This is a genomic window from Proteus sp. fly-1008, assembly GCF_040140305.1.
GTDB lineage: Bacteria > Pseudomonadota > Gammaproteobacteria > Enterobacterales > Enterobacteriaceae > Proteus > Proteus vulgaris_B.
On record NZ_JBEEWH010000006.1, the window covers coordinates 43,842 to 63,929 of the forward strand.

The 20,088-nt window shown below is 37.5% G+C and carries 17 protein-coding genes and 1 tRNA gene; 6 read left to right on the top strand and 12 right to left on the bottom strand.

Going from position 1 to position 20,088, the window contains the following annotated elements:
- Window positions 1-40: 40 nt before the first annotated feature.
- Window positions 41-1,396 (bottom strand): glutathione-disulfide reductase, encoded by a 1,356-nt coding sequence (gorA, locus tag ABN256_RS11515; protein ID WP_196554367.1) that lies wholly within the window; start codon window positions 1,394-1,396, stop codon window positions 41-43.
- 144 nt (window positions 1,397-1,540) lie between these two features.
- Window positions 1,541-2,383: a 23S rRNA (adenine(2030)-N(6))-methyltransferase RlmJ gene (locus ABN256_RS11520; protein ID WP_072068799.1), complete on the bottom strand. Its 843-nt coding sequence runs from the start codon at window positions 2,381-2,383 to the stop codon at window positions 1,541-1,543.
- Between the two features lie 180 nt (window positions 2,384-2,563).
- On the opposite strand from ABN256_RS11520, the gene ABN256_RS11525 reads away from it, so the two are divergent.
- The 4 genes from ABN256_RS11525 (at window position 2,564) to ABN256_RS11540 (ending at window position 5,671) form a co-directional block, all read left to right on the top strand.
- Window positions 2,564-2,953 carry a DUF1090 domain-containing protein gene (locus ABN256_RS11525; RefSeq protein ID WP_164526823.1) on the top strand — a complete coding sequence of 130 codons (390 nt, stop codon included), beginning with the start codon at window positions 2,564-2,566 and terminating at the stop codon, window positions 2,951-2,953.
- A 327-nt stretch (window positions 2,954-3,280) separates the two neighbouring features.
- Entirely contained in the window at window positions 3,281-4,300 is a 1,020-nt protein-coding gene (gene yhjD / locus ABN256_RS11530) for an inner membrane protein YhjD (protein ID WP_196554368.1), read from the top strand.
- Window positions 4,301-4,371: 71 nt separating this feature from the next.
- On the top strand, window positions 4,372-4,581 hold the full coding sequence (locus tag ABN256_RS11535; RefSeq protein ID WP_196554369.1) for a 2-hydroxymuconate tautomerase family protein: 210 nt from the start codon (window positions 4,372-4,374) through the stop codon (window positions 4,579-4,581).
- A 79-nt stretch (window positions 4,582-4,660) separates the two neighbouring features.
- Window positions 4,661-5,671, top strand: a complete 1,011-nt coding sequence (locus ABN256_RS11540; RefSeq protein ID WP_197269796.1) for a serine hydrolase domain-containing protein — start codon at window positions 4,661-4,663, stop codon at window positions 5,669-5,671.
- A gap of 104 nt (window positions 5,672-5,775) precedes the next feature.
- Here the strand turns inward: ABN256_RS11540 and ABN256_RS11545 are convergent, their stop codons facing one another.
- The 8 genes from ABN256_RS11545 to ABN256_RS11580 all read right to left on the bottom strand — a co-directional run bounded on the left by ABN256_RS11545 (window position 5,776) and on the right by ABN256_RS11580 (window position 15,335).
- A complete protein-coding gene (locus tag ABN256_RS11545; RefSeq protein ID WP_231619348.1) occupies window positions 5,776-7,290 on the bottom strand; it encodes an insulinase family protein in 1,515 nt (504 codons plus the stop codon).
- A gap of 174 nt (window positions 7,291-7,464) precedes the next feature.
- Window positions 7,465-8,175 carry a HAMP domain-containing protein gene (locus ABN256_RS11550; RefSeq protein WP_109409039.1) on the bottom strand — a complete coding sequence of 237 codons (711 nt, stop codon included), beginning with the start codon at window positions 8,173-8,175 and terminating at the stop codon, window positions 7,465-7,467.
- 523 nt (window positions 8,176-8,698) lie between these two features.
- On the bottom strand, window positions 8,699-9,700 hold the full coding sequence (dppF, locus tag ABN256_RS11555) for a dipeptide ABC transporter ATP-binding subunit DppF (protein WP_197269795.1): 1,002 nt from the start codon (window positions 9,698-9,700) through the stop codon (window positions 8,699-8,701).
- Window positions 9,693-10,676 carry a dipeptide ABC transporter ATP-binding protein gene (dppD, locus tag ABN256_RS11560; RefSeq protein ID WP_072068806.1) on the bottom strand — a complete coding sequence of 328 codons (984 nt, stop codon included), beginning with the start codon at window positions 10,674-10,676 and terminating at the stop codon, window positions 9,693-9,695. Before dppD ends, dppF begins: the two co-directional genes overlap by 8 nt.
- Before the next feature lie 12 nt (window positions 10,677-10,688).
- Window positions 10,689-11,591, bottom strand: coding sequence for a dipeptide ABC transporter permease DppC (dppC, locus tag ABN256_RS11565; protein WP_072068807.1), 903 nt, complete (start codon window positions 11,589-11,591; stop codon window positions 10,689-10,691).
- 10 nt (window positions 11,592-11,601) lie between these two features.
- Window positions 11,602-12,621 carry a dipeptide ABC transporter permease DppB gene (dppB, locus tag ABN256_RS11570; RefSeq protein ID WP_072068808.1) on the bottom strand — a complete coding sequence of 340 codons (1,020 nt, stop codon included), beginning with the start codon at window positions 12,619-12,621 and terminating at the stop codon, window positions 11,602-11,604.
- 153 nt (window positions 12,622-12,774) lie between these two features.
- The gene (dppA, locus tag ABN256_RS11575; protein ID WP_197269794.1) at window positions 12,775-14,382 is read right to left on the bottom strand and encodes a dipeptide ABC transporter periplasmic-binding protein DppA; all 1,608 of its coding nucleotides are present in this window, start codon (window positions 14,380-14,382) and stop codon (window positions 12,775-12,777) included.
- 876 nt (window positions 14,383-15,258) lie between these two features.
- A tRNA-Pro gene (locus tag ABN256_RS11580) sits at window positions 15,259-15,335 on the bottom strand.
- Between the two features lie 300 nt (window positions 15,336-15,635).
- On the opposite strand from ABN256_RS11580, the gene ABN256_RS11585 reads away from it, so the two are divergent.
- Entirely contained in the window at window positions 15,636-15,941 is a 306-nt protein-coding gene (locus ABN256_RS11585; protein ID WP_197269793.1) for a DUF5339 family protein, read from the top strand.
- A gap of 74 nt (window positions 15,942-16,015) precedes the next feature.
- On the opposite strand, the gene ABN256_RS11590 is transcribed toward ABN256_RS11585, so the two are convergent.
- Entirely contained in the window at window positions 16,016-16,351 is a 336-nt protein-coding gene (locus tag ABN256_RS11590; RefSeq protein ID WP_349439485.1) for a YceK/YidQ family lipoprotein, read from the bottom strand.
- 388 nt (window positions 16,352-16,739) lie between these two features.
- On the opposite strand from ABN256_RS11590, the gene ABN256_RS11595 reads away from it, so the two are divergent.
- Window positions 16,740-18,398, top strand: a complete 1,659-nt coding sequence (locus ABN256_RS11595; RefSeq protein WP_197269791.1) for a putative transporter — start codon at window positions 16,740-16,742, stop codon at window positions 18,396-18,398.
- A gap of 265 nt (window positions 18,399-18,663) precedes the next feature.
- Here the strand turns inward: ABN256_RS11595 and ABN256_RS11600 are convergent, their stop codons facing one another.
- The gene (locus ABN256_RS11600) at window positions 18,664-19,923 is read right to left on the bottom strand and encodes a valine--pyruvate transaminase (protein WP_072068813.1); all 1,260 of its coding nucleotides are present in this window, start codon (window positions 19,921-19,923) and stop codon (window positions 18,664-18,666) included.
- Window positions 19,924-20,088: the final 165 nt, after the last annotated feature.

Below are 20,088 nucleotides of genomic sequence, written 5' to 3' on the forward strand. Positions count from 1 at the left end.
AGCCTTTTATCTCGCTAATTGAAATCAGCACTCTTGTTGCTTATCTCATGGTGACAAATTCTTCAGCCGCAGTTGGATGGATTGCCACAGTATCATCAAAGTCTTTTTTCGTTGCACCCATTTTTAATGCAACAGCAAAACCTTGTAGCATCTCATCCATACCAAAACCAATGCCGTGAATACCCACAATTTTTTCATCCGCACCAACACAAACGAGTTTCATACGACAAGGTTGGCGATGGCGAGTGACTGCACTATACATTGCAGTGAAAGAGGATTTATACACTTTCACTTGATCAGTACCGTATTGTTCAATAGCTTGAGGTTCTGTTAAACCAACAGTACCAATAGCTGGATGGCTAAAGACAACTGTAGGGATATTCGAATAATCTAAGTGCTCATTAGGTTTATTGTTAAATAAACGCTCTGATAGGCGACGGCCTGCAGCAACTGCAACTGGGGTTAATTCAACCGCACCAGTATTATCACCCACAGCATAAATTCCCTTTACATTGGTGTTTTGGAATTTATCGACTTTGATATAACCTTTTTCATTTAACTCAACGCCCGTTACTACCAGATTTAGGTTATCAGTTGCAGGCTCGCGACCAATTGCCCAAATTAAAGTATCGACGGTCTGTTCTGTGCCGTTTTCCAGTTGTAGCGTTAAACTGCCATCTGCATTTTTAATCACCGCTTTAGGAACAGCATGGGTATGTAATTTTGGTCCTTCTGCTTCCATCACTTCTAATAATGTTTCAACAATTAAAGGATCAAAGCTACGTAATGGTGCATGTTTACGTACAAAGAGATGTGTTTCACTTCCTAAAGCATTTAACACACCGGCAAGTTCTACTGCAATATAACCAGCACCAACGACAGCAACGCGTTTTGGTAATGCTTTTAGCTCAAAGAAACCATCAGAATTAATGCCATATTCGGCACCTGGAATATTAGGTTGAACAGGACGACCGCCTGTTGCAATCAGAATATTATCGGCAGTAATTTTCTCCCCGTTGACTTCAATCGTATTAGCATCAACAAAACGAGCAAACCCTTGGATAACATCAACTTTATTATTACCTAATACACGGTCATAAGACTGATGAATACGGTCAATATAAGCAGAGCGGCTACTGATTAGCGTATCCCAATCAAAACGGTTAACCGTCGTATCAAAACCATAATCAGGGCCATATTGATGAATAGCTTCGGCAATTTGCGCTGCATGCCACATCACTTTTTTAGGTACACAGCCCACATTAACACAAGTGCCACCTAATGCTTTCGCTTCAATTAATGCACATTTTTGGCCATACATTGCAGCTCTATTAATTGATGCGATACCGCCACTACCGCCACCAATGGCGATATAATCGTAATGTTTGCTCGTCATTTCTCTGATCCATTTATCTGTAGAAAAATAGGTAACTCACAGGCTAAGTCTTTCATGTCATAAAGTCTATTATGACAAAGTTTAATACATAGCACGTCAGATTTTAGCTTTTACAGTAATAGGCAAAAACAATAATAAGGATGCTTATTCTGGTACAACCCATTCAACTGATGTATGACCAATACCTTCAGGAACTAATATTTTATGTAACCAAGGTAATATTGATTTCATTTGTGACTCTAGCTTCCAAGGTGGGTTAATCACAATCATACCTGATGCTGTCATACCTAATTGATCACTATCAGGTTTTACTGCTAACTCAATTTGTAAAATTTTACGAATACCCGTTGCTTCAAGCTCTTTTAGCATACGTTTAATTTGCTGGCGATGAACCACTGGATACCAAATCGCATATGTTCCCGTTGCAAAGCGTTTATGACCTTCCACAACACCTTTCACTACAGCAGAATAATCCTGTTTAAGCTCATAAGGAGGATCAATTAATGCGAATCCACGACGACTTGCGGGTGGTAATTTAGATTTCAATTGGCCAAAACCATCTTCTCGAGAAACTCTAACTCGCGGATCACGAGAAAATTCTGTGCGTAATAGAGGGTAATCTGTTGGGTGTAATTCCGTTAATACTAAGGAATCTTGTTCTCTTAATAGTTTTCCTGCTAATAAAGGAGAACCTGGGTAATAACGCAGTTCACCATTTGAGTTTAATTCTCCAACGGCTTCAAGGTAAGGTAAAATAAGCTCTGGCACCTCATCTTGTTGCCATAAGCGTGCAATCCCTTCTAGATATTCGCCAGTGCGAGTTGCATGAGCATTGGTTAATTGATAACGTCCAGCGCCAGCATGAGTATCAAGATAAAGAAACGGTTTTTCTTTCTCTTTTAAAGACTCAATGATGAGTGTTTGAACAATATGTTTTAAAACATCGGCGTGGTTGCCAGCATGAAAACTATGGCGATAGCTCAGCATTCTTTATCTTCCGTTAGAAATAAGTATAGCTTAGTAGTGAATTTGCTCTGAAAGCTTGATTAAGTTCAGTGTATCAGAAAAAGCTGAACTTCTTCATTGAAAGCGAAAGAAACGTTGTGTCTTAGCATTCAGTCGTTATGATAATCCTATATTTCACTTAAGATTAGATAGGATGTTAAAATGAAAAAAATACTCTTTACCGCAATTGCATTAACACTGTCCGTTAGCAGTGCGTATGCCAACACCTCAATCAATGGTTGCGAAATTAAAAAACAAAATATCCAAAAACAAATAGAATATGCGAAAGCACACGGTAATCAATACCGCCTACAAGGCTTAGAACGAGCATTACAAAATGTTGAGCGCTATTGCACACCCGAAAAAGTAGTTGAAAACACACGCCTTGAATTACGAGAAAAACAACTTGATATCAAAGAGCGTGAACTTGAATTAAAAGAAGCTCAACTTAAAGGTGATACAGATAAAATCGCCAAACAAGAAAGAAAACTGGCTGAAGAAAAAGCAGAATTAAAAGCCATTGAAGATGAATTAAATCTACTGACAAAATAATTATCATCATAAATGAATGTCTACTCCTTATTTGCCTATGAAATAAAGAATAGAACAATATGCGAGTAGCCATTTTCTAATTAAACTCAACCAATTCAGAATTACTGTATTGGTTTTGTATTCTTAATTAAGTGCAAGGTGATCACGCCTTTTAATAGTGCATCATCTACACTTAAACCAGAACAAACAATTACATCATCTAAATCAGAGGCTAATTACAATAATCATAAGGTATGTAATAGAAATTAAGCTATGCTATTTTTGAGTAGAAACTATAGTAATACCACTAATTTATTAAAAATGGACTGATCTAATTAAAGAGGATATATGTCAGAAGAGCAGCAACAAAAAACAGCAGATGAAAAAACTCAACTGACTCAGCCACTAAAAAAAGGGCTGGAAAAAGGATTACATGGTGGAAAAAAAGCCATCGGTATTGGGATAAAAATAAGTAATTTCATTACCAATATTCCTTTTATTGCACACCTTATTCGTGCCGCAGAACGCTTCACTGATAGAATGGGAAATCAGTTTGGGGCCGCTATCACTTATTTCTCATTTTTATCATTAATCCCTGTATTAATGCTTTCCTTTGCCTGTGCCGGTTTTATTTTAGCCTCAAATCCCGATTTACTCGCTAAATTAATTACTGGTGTAGCAAATAGTATCGACGATCCAACGTTAGCTGCAACCGTTCAACAAAGTATTGATACCGCTGTTCGTCAACGTACAACTGTCGGTTTAACGGGTTTAGCTATTGCTCTTTATTCTGGTGTTAATTGGGTTGGTAACTTACGTCAGGCCATTTTGGCGCAATCACGACTCGTTTGGGAAAGAAATAAAGAAGAGCAAGAAAAAATCTATTTCCGTTATTTTCGTGATTTCTTAGCGCTGATTGGCTTACTCTTTGCATTAATTGTCACTATAACACTCACTTCTGTTGCGGGATCAGCCCAAAGAATGATTGTTCATACTTTAGGATTAGATGGCATTGAATGGTTAACGCCAGCATGGACAACCATCGGCCTAACAATCTCCATTACTGCAAACTATTTACTATTCTTGTGGATATTATGGATTTTGCCTCGCCATCAACCTAAACGTGTTTCTCTTATGAAAGGCACGCTTATCGCCGCTATTGGCTTTGAAATTTTAAAATCCGTAATGACATGGATGCTACCAAGAATAGCGAGCTCACCTTCAGGTGCCGCATTTGGTTCGGTAATAGGCTTAATGGCTTTCTTCTACTTTTTTGCTCGATTAACGCTCTTTTGTGCCGCATGGATCGCCACTGATGGCCCGAATATGCGTAAAGAACAGCTGACTAAAACGCAATCAATATCTTAATTTTATGATAAAACTACAATGGTTAATCCCCTGCATTAACCGCCTATCAATAACGTAATAAGGAAAAAAAAATGCCATACGTTAATATTAAAATCACACGCGAAGGTGCAACTGCTGAACAAAAAGAACAACTTATTGCGGGTGCGACACAACTCTTGGTTGATATCTTAGGCAAAAACCCAGCGACCACCGTTGTTGTGATCGATGAAGTAGAAACAGATAACTGGGGAATAGGCGGTAAAACCGTAACAGAATTACGAGCTGCGACAAAAAATAAATAATGAATAATTGCAAAATAAATAAGGGTGCCAAGTACACCCTTTTTGCTGATTTATTTTCCTGATAGATAAGGACGTAACTATGGTTCAATCAATGACTGATGCTTTTCATGCCTTACCCTCAGCGAGCGCTATTTATATTACAGGTGCCGGCATTCAATACCCTTTTGGTATGGCACATGGATTTGCCGATGAAAGTACCCAGAAAAAATTAACTGTAGATACTCCTTTTCGGATCGCAAGCAATACAAAAACCTTTCTTGCAGCCGCTTTTTTACGTTTATGGGAACAAGATGCCTTGTCTCTTGATGATAAGATAACAAAATATCTAAGTCCCCATTATCAACAAACATTATCAGAACTTGGGTATGATCTTAACACTATCACATTGCGCCATTTATTAAGCCATAGTAGTGGATTATTTGATCACGCTAATGAAGCTTACCTTGAAAAGGTTATAAATAATCCCACCCATCAGTGGACTCGAGAAGAACAGATAGCGCATTATACTCACCAAGGATTTCCCATCATCCCTGCTGGAAAACGCTTTATTTATTCAGATACTGGATACATTTTATTAGGAGATATTCTTTCTCAATTTATGAGAAAAAATATGGCTACAGCAGTTCGTGAATTATTACATTTTCAAGACTTAGATTTACCGCAAACATGGTGGGAAGGTCTGGAGCCACAACCCATATCCAAGAAAATTCGCGCTAGACAATTTGCCGATGAACATGAAGGTACTCACATTGATGCCTCAATGGATACTTTTGGTGGTGGAGGTCTTGTGATGACAACGCTTGAATTAGCTAAATTCACAGCAGATCTCTTTGAAGATAGAGTGTATACACATCCATCCACCTTAAAAGAAATGAAATGGCAAGGCTCACATACTGGTGCTGCAAATTATCGTTTAGGATTGATGGCTGAAGAGACGAACTTAGGTACTCTTTATTATCATCTAGGGTATTGGGGTTCTGTTGCTTGTTATTTGCCAGAAAAACAGATTGCTATCGCAGGCTTTACAACTCAAAGAAATAACCGTGAAGCATTAACTGATATAATTAAAGAAGCGTTTAAACGCCTTTAATATTAAAAAAAGCAAAAAGCCAAAAATGTATTAATAACACTTTTGGCTTTTTTAATTGTATAAACCGTTAATTTTTTATATCAGCCCAGCGACTTATTTTATGGCTATTTCTTTGTCGGAGTTGTCACTGTAGGTGCTTCCACTGTTTTATTTGGCGCCGTATTAGCAGGCACTGAAACAGGCGTATTTACCACTTCTGGATGAACTTGCTTTTCAAATTGAATACGCAATTCACCTAAATTTACGGTAGGTGTTTCACCACTTTGCGTTAATACAAAAGTAATATCTTCAGACAATACTCTTGAAAGCTCCTGATTTAAGGTTTCTTTAGTTAAACCAGCTAAAAATGCTTGGCGTAAACGTTGATATTGCTCAGGAGGAATATCAATAATATTACTTTGTTGTGATAACAAACGCTGATTAATTAAAATAGCCGTACTTGTTTTTGCATAACGGGCAAAAAGCTGTGTTAACTGAAGTTGTTTCTCTTGTTGAAGCTCTTTATATAACTCATCGCTAATGCCTTGATTGCGCAAATGACCTAATTCTTCACCCACCCATGATGCTAACGCTGGAATATTAGCCGTCGCGGTATCAACATTCAAAGAACAACTGGCGCGCTGATATTGTACTCTGCAATCAATGTTAACTTGCGTGCTGTCATTTTCTTTACGTTGTTCGAGGCTACGGCCTAAATGAACAAAGATCACTTCGCGTGCCAAATCGCTTAGCCAATATTTATTTAACGTATCAGAGTCTTTTACTGGCGACCAATCTAGATCCCAAATTAAAGAAATTTGATCTTTAGCTCGCATGGGCTCTTGTACATATAATGTTTCAGGCTTCATATCTGCCAACATCGGTACTGGAACAGGGGTAACTCGTTTTCCAGATAGAGATGAAAAGGCCTGATTAATACTTTCGGTCAATACTCGATTATCAACATTGCCAGCAATATAAAGCGTCATCATATCAGGGGTATACCAGCGCTGTTGATAATCTGATAATTCTTTTGTATTAACTGACTGATTAACTGGCTTACCAGGGTTGTGGCCTTTTAGGTTAGAGCCTTCAAGACGTGAGCGCCAAATGGGATCTTCAATATTAAGTGGGAATGTGGCAACAGGAAGTGGTGATTGAACAGCATTACGGACTGCATTTTCAGTATATTGCGCAGGTTTAGCAATTCCCGCAAGCAATGCAAAAGCATCTTTTAATAGTTCAGGTTGGTTATTTGGCAGACTTAGATTATAAACCGTAAAATCATATGAAACGATCATTGGCGGTAACGGATAATCTGGATCTAACGCATTTTTCCATAAGTTATCGCGCTTCTCTGGTGTCAGACCTGTATTTTCCAATACATTGAGTTTAGACACCAAGGATGAAAAACCCGTTTCACTGCTTTTCTCTGATAAAGAACCTGTATTCACTAATAAACGAATTTGTATTCTATCATTAGGGCGTTGCGGTGTTTGTAAGATTTGCCACTGAAAACCATTTGCTAGTCGCCCTTCTTGCCAAGCAGGATCAGGCTGTAAAGCTTCGGCCTGAACTTGACAAACAACAGCGCCAAACATAACGCTTCCCAATAAAATTCGTGTCATTACACCCTGCATGTGAACCTCTGTTTTATTAATCCTTGGTATTAAACCACTTATGAGGTTTAACAATAAGCGCCAAAAGACATGTTAGATGTTTGATGTCTATTTTTTGTATTATCATTCTTTGTCACCACAGAAACATGAAATAAAATCACTATAGTGATTAGACTCATTATGGTGTAAGAAGGTTCAGACCTTCGGCAATTTTTGATCAGATTTTTGATGATTATATCCTTTAACCAGCAAACCAATCTCATCATCACGATGTGATTCTGGACAAGATAAAGCAGAAACTTGGCTATCTTTATTAAGAGTAACGGCTATTTGGCGTAAAGGTTTCACCACAATACGATTGATACACCAGCTAATTGCAACCGTTAGAATAAGCCCCATTAACAGATATGTAGTTAACATTAGTGCGACAGTATTGCTGGCAAAGCGATAAAAACGGTTTGTGTCAGCCTGTAAAATAAGATAGCCAGTATAAGACTTATCATCTGTTGAAGTAATACCTAATGGCTGTAATGGAATAACAGCCTCAACAGGGATACCAAAAAGCCAGCTTGAGAAATCAGAAACGTCTTTTTTGGGTGCAAAATCTAAGTTCATCACTTGAATATTCTCAGGTTGCATTACTATCGCTTTACCAAGAATACCCGTTGCTTTTAACCCAATTATCTGTTTTTTGGCATCATTTAAATCTGATCGTAACAATGCATCAGCAAGCGGTTGTTGGATACTGACGCCCGCATTAAAAAGCTGATTTTGATAATCTTCACGGCGTTGATCTATCAAATAGACAAGTTGAATACTGATAAAAATAGCAATAGTCACCAACGTAACGCCCGCAACTGCGGCCATCTGTTTTATTGTTAATGAATGTTTAAGATGAGGTTTCATCATTGCTATTTCCAATATACTTACTTGAACAAAGTGATTATACTGTATTTTTTAGATTATGTATCACTCTCAATAAAGAAAATAGCGCGATAAAAACTGCCTATCCATTAAAATAAAAGTAGATAAATATATAATTATTATTATTTGAGTATAGTTGTAAGATAAAAATAGTAAAATGAGATAAACGCTGGATTTCACTTTTTTAACTACGATATTGCCATATTATTTTGATTATAGAATATAATTCACTAAAAAATACAATGCCATGTAAGTTTAAATCTATAAAAACCTTATTAAGACATTAAAAACAAAAATAAAAGAATAATAATATTTTAATATATAAATATTTTTTTATTTTTAATACCAGCACACTTAATATTTAAAGAGATTTATATAAAATAATATTTAATATTTATTGAATCACAATGAGATTATCTTATTTTGATCGACTTAATATAATTAAAAAAAGGAGCAATATTTTTTATATATATTGCTCCTTTTTGATTAAAAATATTCTTTTTATTTAAAGTGCTATGTTATCTTGCTCAACAGCAAAACAAGCAATAAGTTGGCCATTATAATCTTTTAAAGTTGGCTGTAATTGACTGCATGGTCCAAATGCACGACGGCAACGTGCTGCAAAAGCACATCCTGGTGGTGGACTTAACGGGCTTGGCAATTCTCCTGTTAATTTAATGCGTTCGCGTCTTAATTCCGGTGTTAATCTTGGCGTTGCTGATAACAAAGCTTGTGTATAAGGATGTTGAGGATTTTCAAAAATTTGAGCCTTAGTCCCTTTTTCTACGCAACGGCCTAAATACATCACAATAACTTCATCTGCAATATGCTCAACAACGGAAAGATCATGGGAAATAAAGACATAAGAAAGCCCCATATCCTGTTGAAGATCCATCATTAAATTTAGCACTTGAGCACGCACTGAAACATCAAGAGCAGAAACAGGTTCATCCGCCACCACAATATCCGGTTCAAGCATTAAACCACGAGCAATAGCAATACGCTGACGTTGACCACCAGAAAACATGTGAGGATATCGACTATAATGCTCTGTTTTCAATCCTACTTTTGCCATCATTGATAATACTTTTTCTTTACGTTCAGATACGTTAAGTGTCGTATTGATCAAAAGTGGCTCTTCTAGAATTTGTCCCACCTTTTTACGGGGGTTTAATGATCCATAAGGATTTTGAAATACAATTTGGATCTTTTGGCGACGCAATTTCTCTGCTGATTTATCTTTGATTAACAGATTTTGCCCACGGTAAGAAAGCTCCCCTGAAGTGGGTATTTCAATCATGGTTAATAATCGACCTAATGTCGATTTTCCACAACCTGATTCACCAACAACCGCCAAGGTTTTACCACGCTCTAACTCAAACGAAACACCATCGAGCGCTTTCACTGTTTTCTCTTTTGAAAACAGTCCCCCTTTAACATTGTAATACTTGGCTAAATTGACCGCCTTTAATAAGGGAATAGTGACATTTGGATTAACTTCAGCCATGTGTGGGTCTCCCTGCATTATCTAACGGTGTATGGCATTTCACGCGATGTGTTCCCAATTCTCTTAAGGCAGGTTCGGTTTTATAGCATTCATCATGAGCATAAGGGCAACGAGGATTAAGTAAACATCCTGTTGGTCTATCATAACGACCCGGTACGACCCCAGATAATGAAGCTAATCGCGCTTTGTTGCTGGCAAATTCAGGTAATGCTCTTAATAGCGCCTGTGTATAAGGATGACGAGGTGATTTAAAAATTTCTGATGCCTTCCCTGATTCCACTACTTGCCCCGCATACATCACAATAATGGTGTCGGCGGCTTCTGCCACTAATGCTAAATCGTGAGTGATAAGCACTAGCGCCATATTTTCTTGTTTTTGTAAATCAAGCAACAGTTCTATGATCTGCGCCTGAATAGTCACATCCAGAGCCGTTGTCGGTTCATCAGCAATCAATAATTTAGGACGACAAGCAATCGCCATTGCAATCATCACTCGCTGACTCATACCGCCAGAAAGTTGATGTGGATATACATCTAAACGTGAAGCAGGATCAGGAATACCCACCAGCGTTAAAAGGTCGATAGCACGTTGTTTACGTGTTTTTCGGCTTCCGCCTTGATGAACTTTTAATGCTTCCATGATTTGATAACCAACCGTGAAACAGGGGTTTAGGCTGGTCATTGGATCTTGGAAAATCATTGCGACATCAGCCCCCACCAAATTACGTCGCTCTGATTCAGAGATTTTCATTAAATCTCTACCATCAAAATAAAGCTCTTGAGCACTCACTCGCCCCGGAAAATCAATCAGCCCCATAATAGCCAATGAGCTCACAGATTTACCTGAACCTGATTCTCCAACAATACCAACAACTTGCCCCTCTTCAACTTGATAGCTAATTCTGTCTACCGCTTTAAACGGAGTATCTTCATCACCAAAGTGAACAGATAATTGATTAATATTTAATAATGCCATCTTCTTACTCCGTTACTGCTTTAATTTCGGATCAAGCGCATCTCGTAAACCGTCACCCATTAAATTAAAGGCAAGCACAGTAAACAAAATAGCAAGACCAGGGAACGTCACAACCCACCATGCACTTTGTGTAAACTGCAACACGTCAGATAACATAGTTCCCCACTCAGGAGTTGGAGGCTGAGCGCCCATACCTAAAAAGCCCAATGCTGCCATATCTAAGATTGCATTAGAAAAACCTAAAGAAGCTTGAACGATTAAAGGTGCGAGACAGTTAGGTAAAATATTGATAAACATTTGGCGCATTGACCCCGCACCAGCGACGCGAGATGCAATAACATAGTCACGGTTTACTTCAATTAAAACAGCAGCTCGTGTTAATCGAACATAATGAGGTAAAGCAACAAAAGTCAGTGCAATAGACGCATTGACGATAGAAGGCCCAAAAATTGCTACCAGCACTAATGCCAATAATAAACTGGGTAATGCCAACATAATATCGACCACTCGCATAATGCCGATATCCACAAGACCACCGAAATAACCCGCAGCTAGCCCTAGAATAATTCCTAAGATAAGTGACAGTACGACAACGATACAGCCAACTAATAATGAAAGACGAGCACCAAACATTAAACGAGAAAGAATATCCCTGCCAACATCATCAGTGCCTAGAATAAATTGCCAACTTCCCCCTTCTTGCCAAACAGGAGGCGCTAATAAGAAATCACGAAATTGCTCATTCGGTGCGTGAGGAGCAAGAAAGCCTGCAAATAGCGCAATCAGCAACATAATTACGATATAAATTAATCCAACAACTGCGCCCTTATTTTGTTTAAAATAGTGCCAAAATTCTTGGAAGGGGGTCATAGGAGCCGGTGCATTGATGACCGGTGTAACTTTATTTTCAGTCATTATGCATTCCTTATTTTTTATGGCGAATACGTGGATTCACAATGCCATAAAGAACATCAACCAACAGATTGACAAAAATAATCATCGTTGCAATTAAAAGTACACCACCTTGAACCACAGGGTAGTCTCGTCGTTGTAAGGCATCGATTAACCAGCGACCTAAACCCGGCCATGAGAAAATAGTTTCCGTTAAAATTGCACCAGCCAGCATTGTTCCGACTTGCAATCCAATAACGGTGACAACAGGTAACATCGCATTGCGTAATGCGTGAATAAGAATGACACGAGCACGACTCAAACCTTTTGCTCTTGCCGTACGGATATAATCTTCACCTAATACTTCAAGCATAGATGAGCGAGTCATACGCACAATAACCGCTAAAGGAATCGTTCCTAATACAATGGCAGGTAAAATAATATGATGGACAGCATCAATGAAGTCGCCTTCTTCTCCCCAAATAAGAGTATCAATAAGCATAAAGCCCGTTAATGGATTGCTATCATCTAAAAAGACACTATCAGCAAGTCGCCCTGACACGGGAGTTAAATCTAATTTCACAGACACCAGCATGATTAGCATGATCCCCCACCAAAAGATTGGCATGGAATAACCTGCTAATGACACACTAATCGCGGTATGATCAAAGATAGAACCACGTTTTACCGCAGCCAGCACACCCACAGGAATGCCGACAGAAACCGCAAAAATCATGGCACAAACGCCAAGTTCTAAAGTGGCTTTAAAGCGAGGTAAAAATTCATCCCAAACAGGAATGCGGCTTTTTAATGAAATTCCCAAATCACCATGAAGAATACCATTTAAGTAATTGAGATATTGTTGCCATAACGGCTTATCCAGCCCTAATTCTGCCATTAAATAAGCATGACGCTCTGGAGATAGACCACGTTCACCCGCCATAATCATGACCGGATCACCGGGAATAAGATGCACAAAAATAAACGTAAGTAATGTAATTCCGATAAACGTAGGGATAACAAGTCCCAAACGTTGAAGGATAAATTGCAGCATATCCTAATTCTCTTTTCAAACATCAGCTAAAAGATAGCGCTGATAAATCAGGAGAAAATCCCCTGCGCCCACAGTGTACTGAATGTATTCTTTATTATGGAATAGCGGTGCCTTTCACTAAGAAAGACACCGTACTTAAGTAAGGTATTGCTATTATTTCAGAGAGACATTCTCGAAGTGATGTTTACCTAATGGATCAACCACATAGTTCTCTACTTTTTTACTCACTGGCTCATATACCGTAGAGTGAGCAATAATCAGTGCGGGAGCTTGATCGTGCATAACGACTTGAGCTTGTTTATAAAGCTCGACACGTTTTTCATGATCAGATGCTACTCGTGCAGGTTGGATCAGATCTTCAAATGGCTTATAGCACCACTTAGAATAGTTTGAACCTTGCTCTTTCGCAGCACAGCTAAATAATGTCGCAAAGAAGTTATCTGGATCTCCATTATCCCCAGTCCAACCCATCATTACTGCTTGGTGTTCACCGGATTTAGCACGTTTGAGATATTCACCCCACTCGTAACTGACAATCTTGGTTTTAACACCAATTTTTTCCCAATCCGCTTGTACCATTTCAGCCATACGACGGGCATTTGGATTATAAGGACGCTGTACAGGCATTGCCCATAAATCGATAGTAAAACCATCTGCAAGACCCGCTTCTTTTAGCAGTGCTTTGGCTTTTTCAGGGTTATATTCATAATCAACGATATCGTCGTTATAACCCCACATTGTTGGTGGAATGAGGTTTTTCGCTTTTTGGCCCGCACCTTGGTAAACCGCTTCGATAATCGCGTCTTTATTCACAGCCATGCTTAATGCTTGGCGAACTTTTTGGTTATCCAGTGGTTTTTTCTCAACGTTAAACGAGATATAACCCACGTTTAAACCCGGTTGTTCTAATAGATTGATATCGCTATTTTGTTTCATTTTCGCAATATCAGCAGGATTTGGGAAAGGCATTGCCTGACACTCACCTTTTTGCAATTTAGCATAACGCACAGAAGCATCAGGTGTAATAGAGAAAACTAAACGATCAATGTCTGGTTTTTTACCCCAATATTGATCATTTGCTTTATAAAGAATACGAGAATCTTTTTGATATTGTTGTAATTGGAAAGGCCCTGTACCAATAGGGTCTAAATCTACTTTTTCAGGTGTTCCTGCTTTCATCATATTATCGGCATATTCCGCAGATAATATGGATGCAAAGTCCATTGCCATATCAGCAATAAAAGGCGCTTCTGAACGTGTTAAAACAAAACGAACGGTATGATCATCAATTTTTTCGATTTTCTCGATCATATTGTTCATATCCATTCCTGAGAAGTATTCGTAACTTCCCCCAGACACTTTATGGTAAGGATGTTGTGGGTCCATTTGGCGCATAAACGTGTACATTACGTCATCTGCATTAAATTCACGGGTTGGCTTAAAGGTTTTGCTACTATGCCAATTTACCCCTTTACGCAAATGAAAGGTATACACCTTACCATCATCACTCACATCCCAACTTTCAGCGAGTCCTGGAATGATTTCCGTTGTACCCAGTTTAAATTCAACTAAACGATCATAAATAGGTACTGAACTTGCATCATAGGTTGTTCCAGAGGTAAATAGCTGAGGGTTAAATCCTTCAGGTGAACCTTCGGAGCAATATACTAATGTTTTTGCCTGCACGCCCGCAGAAACAGCTAATGCAAGTAGCCCGATTGTCGCGGTTAAAATTCCTGTCTGTTTTTTGGAGCTTTTCATCATTACTCTCCGAAATTGTTCTGTTGTGTTTTGGCTTCCTGTTTAAAAACGGAATGCCTTTTTATTTTGTCATTGTTCAATTAACCAACTGTATCCCCTTACGTCAATAAGGGTCTACTCCGTAAAAAGAACAAGTTATAAACATAAATGAAACGAATATCGAACAAAATCAGAATAAAAAAATAAGTCTCTGACTAATATCTAGTCAATAAAACCACACATTAAGAAATCCTTAAGTGAAATGACTGTTTTAAAAAAAGCTATGATTTGTGATTAACCGCTTAAATATTGAACGAATATTTTGAAATGAAACAAAGAACTTGGTGCTTTATTCTGTTATAGAAGAAAAATAATCATACGATCAGAGTATCCTGACTTTGGCACAAATAAGGCCATTAGTGTGAAAAATCCCAAAGCAACGCACTTAACAAACCACTCAACTAGACAAGCACATTAGGTTCAGTGTGTTATTAATAGTTTTGATTTTTTAATAGTAGAAAATTCATATTTTTTGATAATTATCAGACGTTCCATTGCCCATTAATATTGAATTAAGATGATGGTTTCTAGGTTTCTTATTAGCAGTTAATAAAGCTATTTTTAAATAAGCCTGATAACTGAACGGCTTTATCATCCTGACTAAATCAAAAGCAGGAGCTATCAAGTATTTCCTTTCATTATGGAAAATATTTCCACATATTTTTGATCTTGAAATTAATAAGGAAATGGAGTGTCAGGCTAACAGTAAGATGAGCAAGAGAGAAAATACTATTATGGCGAAAAAGTAAGATGAAAACTGACACATCTTAGTGCATCAATTTATTTTGGAAGGGCTAAAACGACAAAACCCCGCTTTAAAAGCGGGGTTTCTTAATATGGTCGGCGAGAGAGGATTCGAACCTCCGACCCACTGGTCCCAAACCAGTTGCGCTACCAGGCTGCGCTACTCGCCGAAAACGAGGTGCATCTTACTGCCAGAAACCCATTGCGTCAATACTTTTTTAGTATCTCCTGACTGTTCGTATGGTTTTCAACCAAAATGATTGATTTTTAACTTTTTTATCATAAAAACCATCTACTTTTAGCGTAACTATAACAATCAACTTCTTCTATATTCTCTGCAAGTTCTGTTTTTCTTTACATTGCTGATAAAAAACAAGAAAAAATAAAAAATTTATTCGTTAATACTATCGTTTATTTTATATGCTTTTTATATAATTCACTTATGTCAAATAAAATGGGTAGTTTAGAGAATGAAACAATATTGGTGGAGTCTCGCATTACTCCTGTTGTTAACCACACTTCCAACCCAAGCATCTATGGCACATGCTTGCCGAGTGTACTTTAAGGAAGCAGACAAATTTATTCAGTATATTTCTCAACGTGAAGACCTAAAGCATAATATACCCGAAATTAAGGGGAATTTTGAACAAAGCAAAAAACAGATAATGGCAGCGCCGCTAACAGAACAAAAAGTAATATGTGATAAAGAAATGCAAGAGCTTAATAGCCTTAATAAAATGTTCGGCCCTAAAGAAGAAACAGTGTTAAATAAATAGCCCTATAAATAGTTAAATAAGCAGATAATGACTAGATAGAATTACTTATTCGTTATTTAGTCATTATTTTGATATTAATTCTTATTTTCATAATTATTATCTGCCGTTGTACTTTCTAATCTTTTTATTCGCTCTTTTGGTGAGTTATCACTTTTATCATCACTCTTGGTATAATAATCATAAGGCAGTAATAAAGTATCTAATACTGCACTAAAAGGAAAATCTAAAAGAACAAGGGGTTTCATTGCCCACCCAGTTTCATCATCTTTTAGCATTGCCATATTATTCTTTGTCCCTGAATAAAGCTCTTTATTCGGACCAGCATGTGTCATAACGCTAGAGCACCCCGTCAACAGAGTCATGAAAAATGCGATTAATGTTAAATTTTTACTCGTCTTTCTAAATATCATAGGGCACCTATAAAACAAGATCAGGAGTCAATGCTTTTTATCATATAGTTAAACCTGTTTTCTCTTATAGAACAAGAGAAAGATGATATAAAATAGCTTAATTTTTCAATAATTAAATAAATAAGTATGCGTAAAAAATATTATTATATCTAATTAAAAAAACATAATAACATTACTAATTATTATGTTTCCCTGATATTAAAATTCAACCATCTTTATTTTAAAGGAACATTTTAACTCTATATTTATCTTTTTTATTTTTTTGATCTTTATATATGCCGAATCTGTGCGATAAGGCACAGCGACTTTCTTTGTTCTTTGCCAAAATAGGTTTATCGTTTTAGCTCAATTTTTTAATTTTTATTTTTTTGAGTATAGGATCTTTTTTATGAGTGATATTGCATTAACAATGGTGATGTTGTCATTAGCAGGCGCTCTAGGTCTTTGGATTGGCAATATCAAAATCTATCGAGTCAGCCTAGGGATAGGTGGCGTTCTTTTTGGTGGCATAATTATTGGGCATTTTGCTCAACACTATAACCTTTTACTCAACGCACAAACTCTTCATTTTATTCAAGAATTTGGTCTTATTCTTTTTGTTTATACCATCGGTATTCAAGTTGGCCCTGGCTTTTTCTCTTCATTACGTGTTTCTGGATTAAAACTCAACGCCTTTGCAATTTTCATTATTCTTCTTGGTTCTATCATCACCGCCTCAATTTATCGTTTATTTGATGTTCCCTTGCCTATTATTTTGGGTATTTTTTCTGGTGCTGTCACCAATACTCCATCTTTGGGTGCTGGGCAACAGATACTCACTGATTTACATATTGATCCCGCTTTAGTCGGGCAAATGGGGATGGGCTATGCTATGGCTTATCCTATGGGAATTTGTGGCATATTGTTAGTTATGTGGCTTATTCGTGTATTTTTTAAAATCAACATTGATGAAGAAGCGAAAACCTTTAGTAACCAGCAAAATAGTACTAAAGAGGCACTACATACCATTAATATTGCCATTAAAAATCCCAATTTAGATGGTTTATTAATGCAAGATATTCCACTACTCAATGAAGACGCCATTGTATGCTCTCGTTTAAAACGTGGTGATAATATTATGGTGCCGATGCCATCAACGATTATTCAGTTAGGAGATTTATTGCATATTGTTGGTTCGAAAGAAGATCTTAATAAAGTACGCCTTGTATTAGGCGAAGAAGTTGACGCATCGCTCTCAACATCAACCAATTTACTACAATCAGTACGGATCGTTGTAACGAATGATTCCGTACTCAGTAAGCGTTTAAAAGATCTTGATCTTAAAAGAAAATACGATGTTGTCGTAACTCGATTAAACCGCGCCGGTATCGAACTAATTCCAAGCAATAACAGCATGTTGCAGTTTGGGGATATTCTTAATGTTGTTGGTCGTCCTGAATCCATAGAGGCGATTACGGTCCTGTTAGGTAATGCTCGTCAAAAATTAGAGCAAGTTCAAATGCTACCTGTTTTTATTGGTATTGGATTGGGGGTTTTACTTGGTTCTATTCCTATTTTCATTCCCGGTATTCCTGTAGCCCTTAAATTAGGATTAGCTGGTGGCCCTCTTGTTGTTGCCTTAATTTTAGGGCGTATTGGGACATTCGGTAAGCTCTATTGGTTTATGCCGCCAAGTGCAAACTTAGCATTACGTGAATTAGGCATTGTCATGTTTCTTGCCGTAGTAGGACTAAATTCTGGTGGTGAATTTGTTGAAACCTTAATTTATGGCCAAGGACTAAGTTGGATTGGCTATGGTATTCTTATTACACTATTACCGTTATTAATTGTGGGGATCATAGCTAGGATCTTCTTTAAACTTAATTACTTAACTCTTTGCGGAATGTTAGCAGGTTCAATGACCGATCCACCTGCTCTGGCCTTTGCAAACTCAATACATAGCTCAAGTGGAGCTGCTGCACTTTCTTATGCCACCGTTTATCCTTTAGCGATGTTTTTACGCATAATAACGCCACAATTAATGGCACTTATCATCTGGAGTTTGTAGCAAAAATAATAAATATATTAATCAGTTGAACCAAATATGTTACTAAAATCCACATTTTGCTTAGCAGAGGAATAATTAAGGCCATGAATGGCTCTTATTTAAGCCATAGATTTTATCATTGTCTGTTTTAATAGTTCTCGTGCTAAGAAATTTAGATTGAGACGGATTGCTAAATGTTTAGTAATCAATTTCTTTCCGTCAAACTTATGCTCAAAAGTCCTCGTTATTGTCTTTGCCCCTTCTTCTCGCTGAAGGGGCATTTTTATTAGATATTCACTGGCTGATAGATGTTCTCGATTTCTTCAGCCAGAATTTTTATTCCTTTCTCTATCAATTCAGGCTCAGGTACGTAATTCATACGCATACATTGATGAGCATGATCCCATGAATCTTCTAATCCCGGAAAGAAGTAATGTCCCGGCACCATTAATACACCACGTTTTTTCAAACGACGATATAACTCTTCACAAGAAACAGGCAAGTCTTTAAACCATAGCCACAAGAAAATAGCGCCTTCAGGTTTATGAATAAGGCAACGTTCTTCAGGTAAGTAACGGCGAATAATATCAATGGTTTCAAGCACACGCTGATGATAAAAAGGCCCAATTACCTCTTGAGATAGTCGCATCAAATCATCACGTTTTAGCATTTCTAATGCCATTGCTGGCCCAATTCCACCCGGTGCAAGGCTAATAATACCATTCACATTTGTAATGGCTGAAATCAACTCTTCACTGGCGATGATAATGCCACAACGTGCGCCGGGTAAACCTAACTTAGACAGGCTCATGCAAAGAATTGTATTGTCATTCCAACGAGGGGTTGCTTGAGTGAAAATAATACCTGGGAAAGGAACACCATAAGCATTATCTATAATCAGAGGGATATTATGCCGTTTAGCTAAATCCTCTAGCTTTTCAACTTCGTCATCGGTAATAACATTACCCGTTGGGTTTGTTGGTCTAGAAACACAAATAGCCGCAATATCATCACCAATTTCAAGATGAGCAAAATCAACATGGTATTTGAATTGCCCATTTGGCAACATTTCTATAGTTGGCTTATTTGCAACAAACAGATCTTCTTCTAATCCAGAATCGGCATAACCGATATATTCAGGTGCTATAGGAAAAAGAATTTTACGTTTCTTGCCTTCAGGGGTTGTTCCACCTAATAAATTGAACAAATAGAAAAAAGCGCTTTGGCTACCATTGGTTAATGCAATATTTTTTGCCGAAATATTCCAGCCTAACTTCTCTTTTAAACATACCGCCAACGCTTGTAACATAGCATCTTTGCCTTGCGGGCCATCATAGTTACAAACTGCATCACTTAACGTGCCATTTTCTGTCATCTCTTTAAGTAACTGGCGAAAATAGTTGTCCATTTCAGGAATATGCGCAGGATTACCGCCTCCCAACATCACGGCACCTGGTGTCCGTATTCCTTCGTTTAAATCTTGCATCAAGCGAGCAATGCCTGAATGCTGAGCAAATTTTTGCCCGAATTGTGATAATTGAGTCATCTTTGCAGGTATCTTCTATGTTGCTTTCTCGTTAAGAAATACCATACCGCGAGCTTTAATCTGCATCAATAGTTATAATAGAAATGATAAAATAGGAATATTAATACAGGTTTAAATATTGAAATATAAAACTAATAAATTATTAAGTTAAAGATAACTCAACTC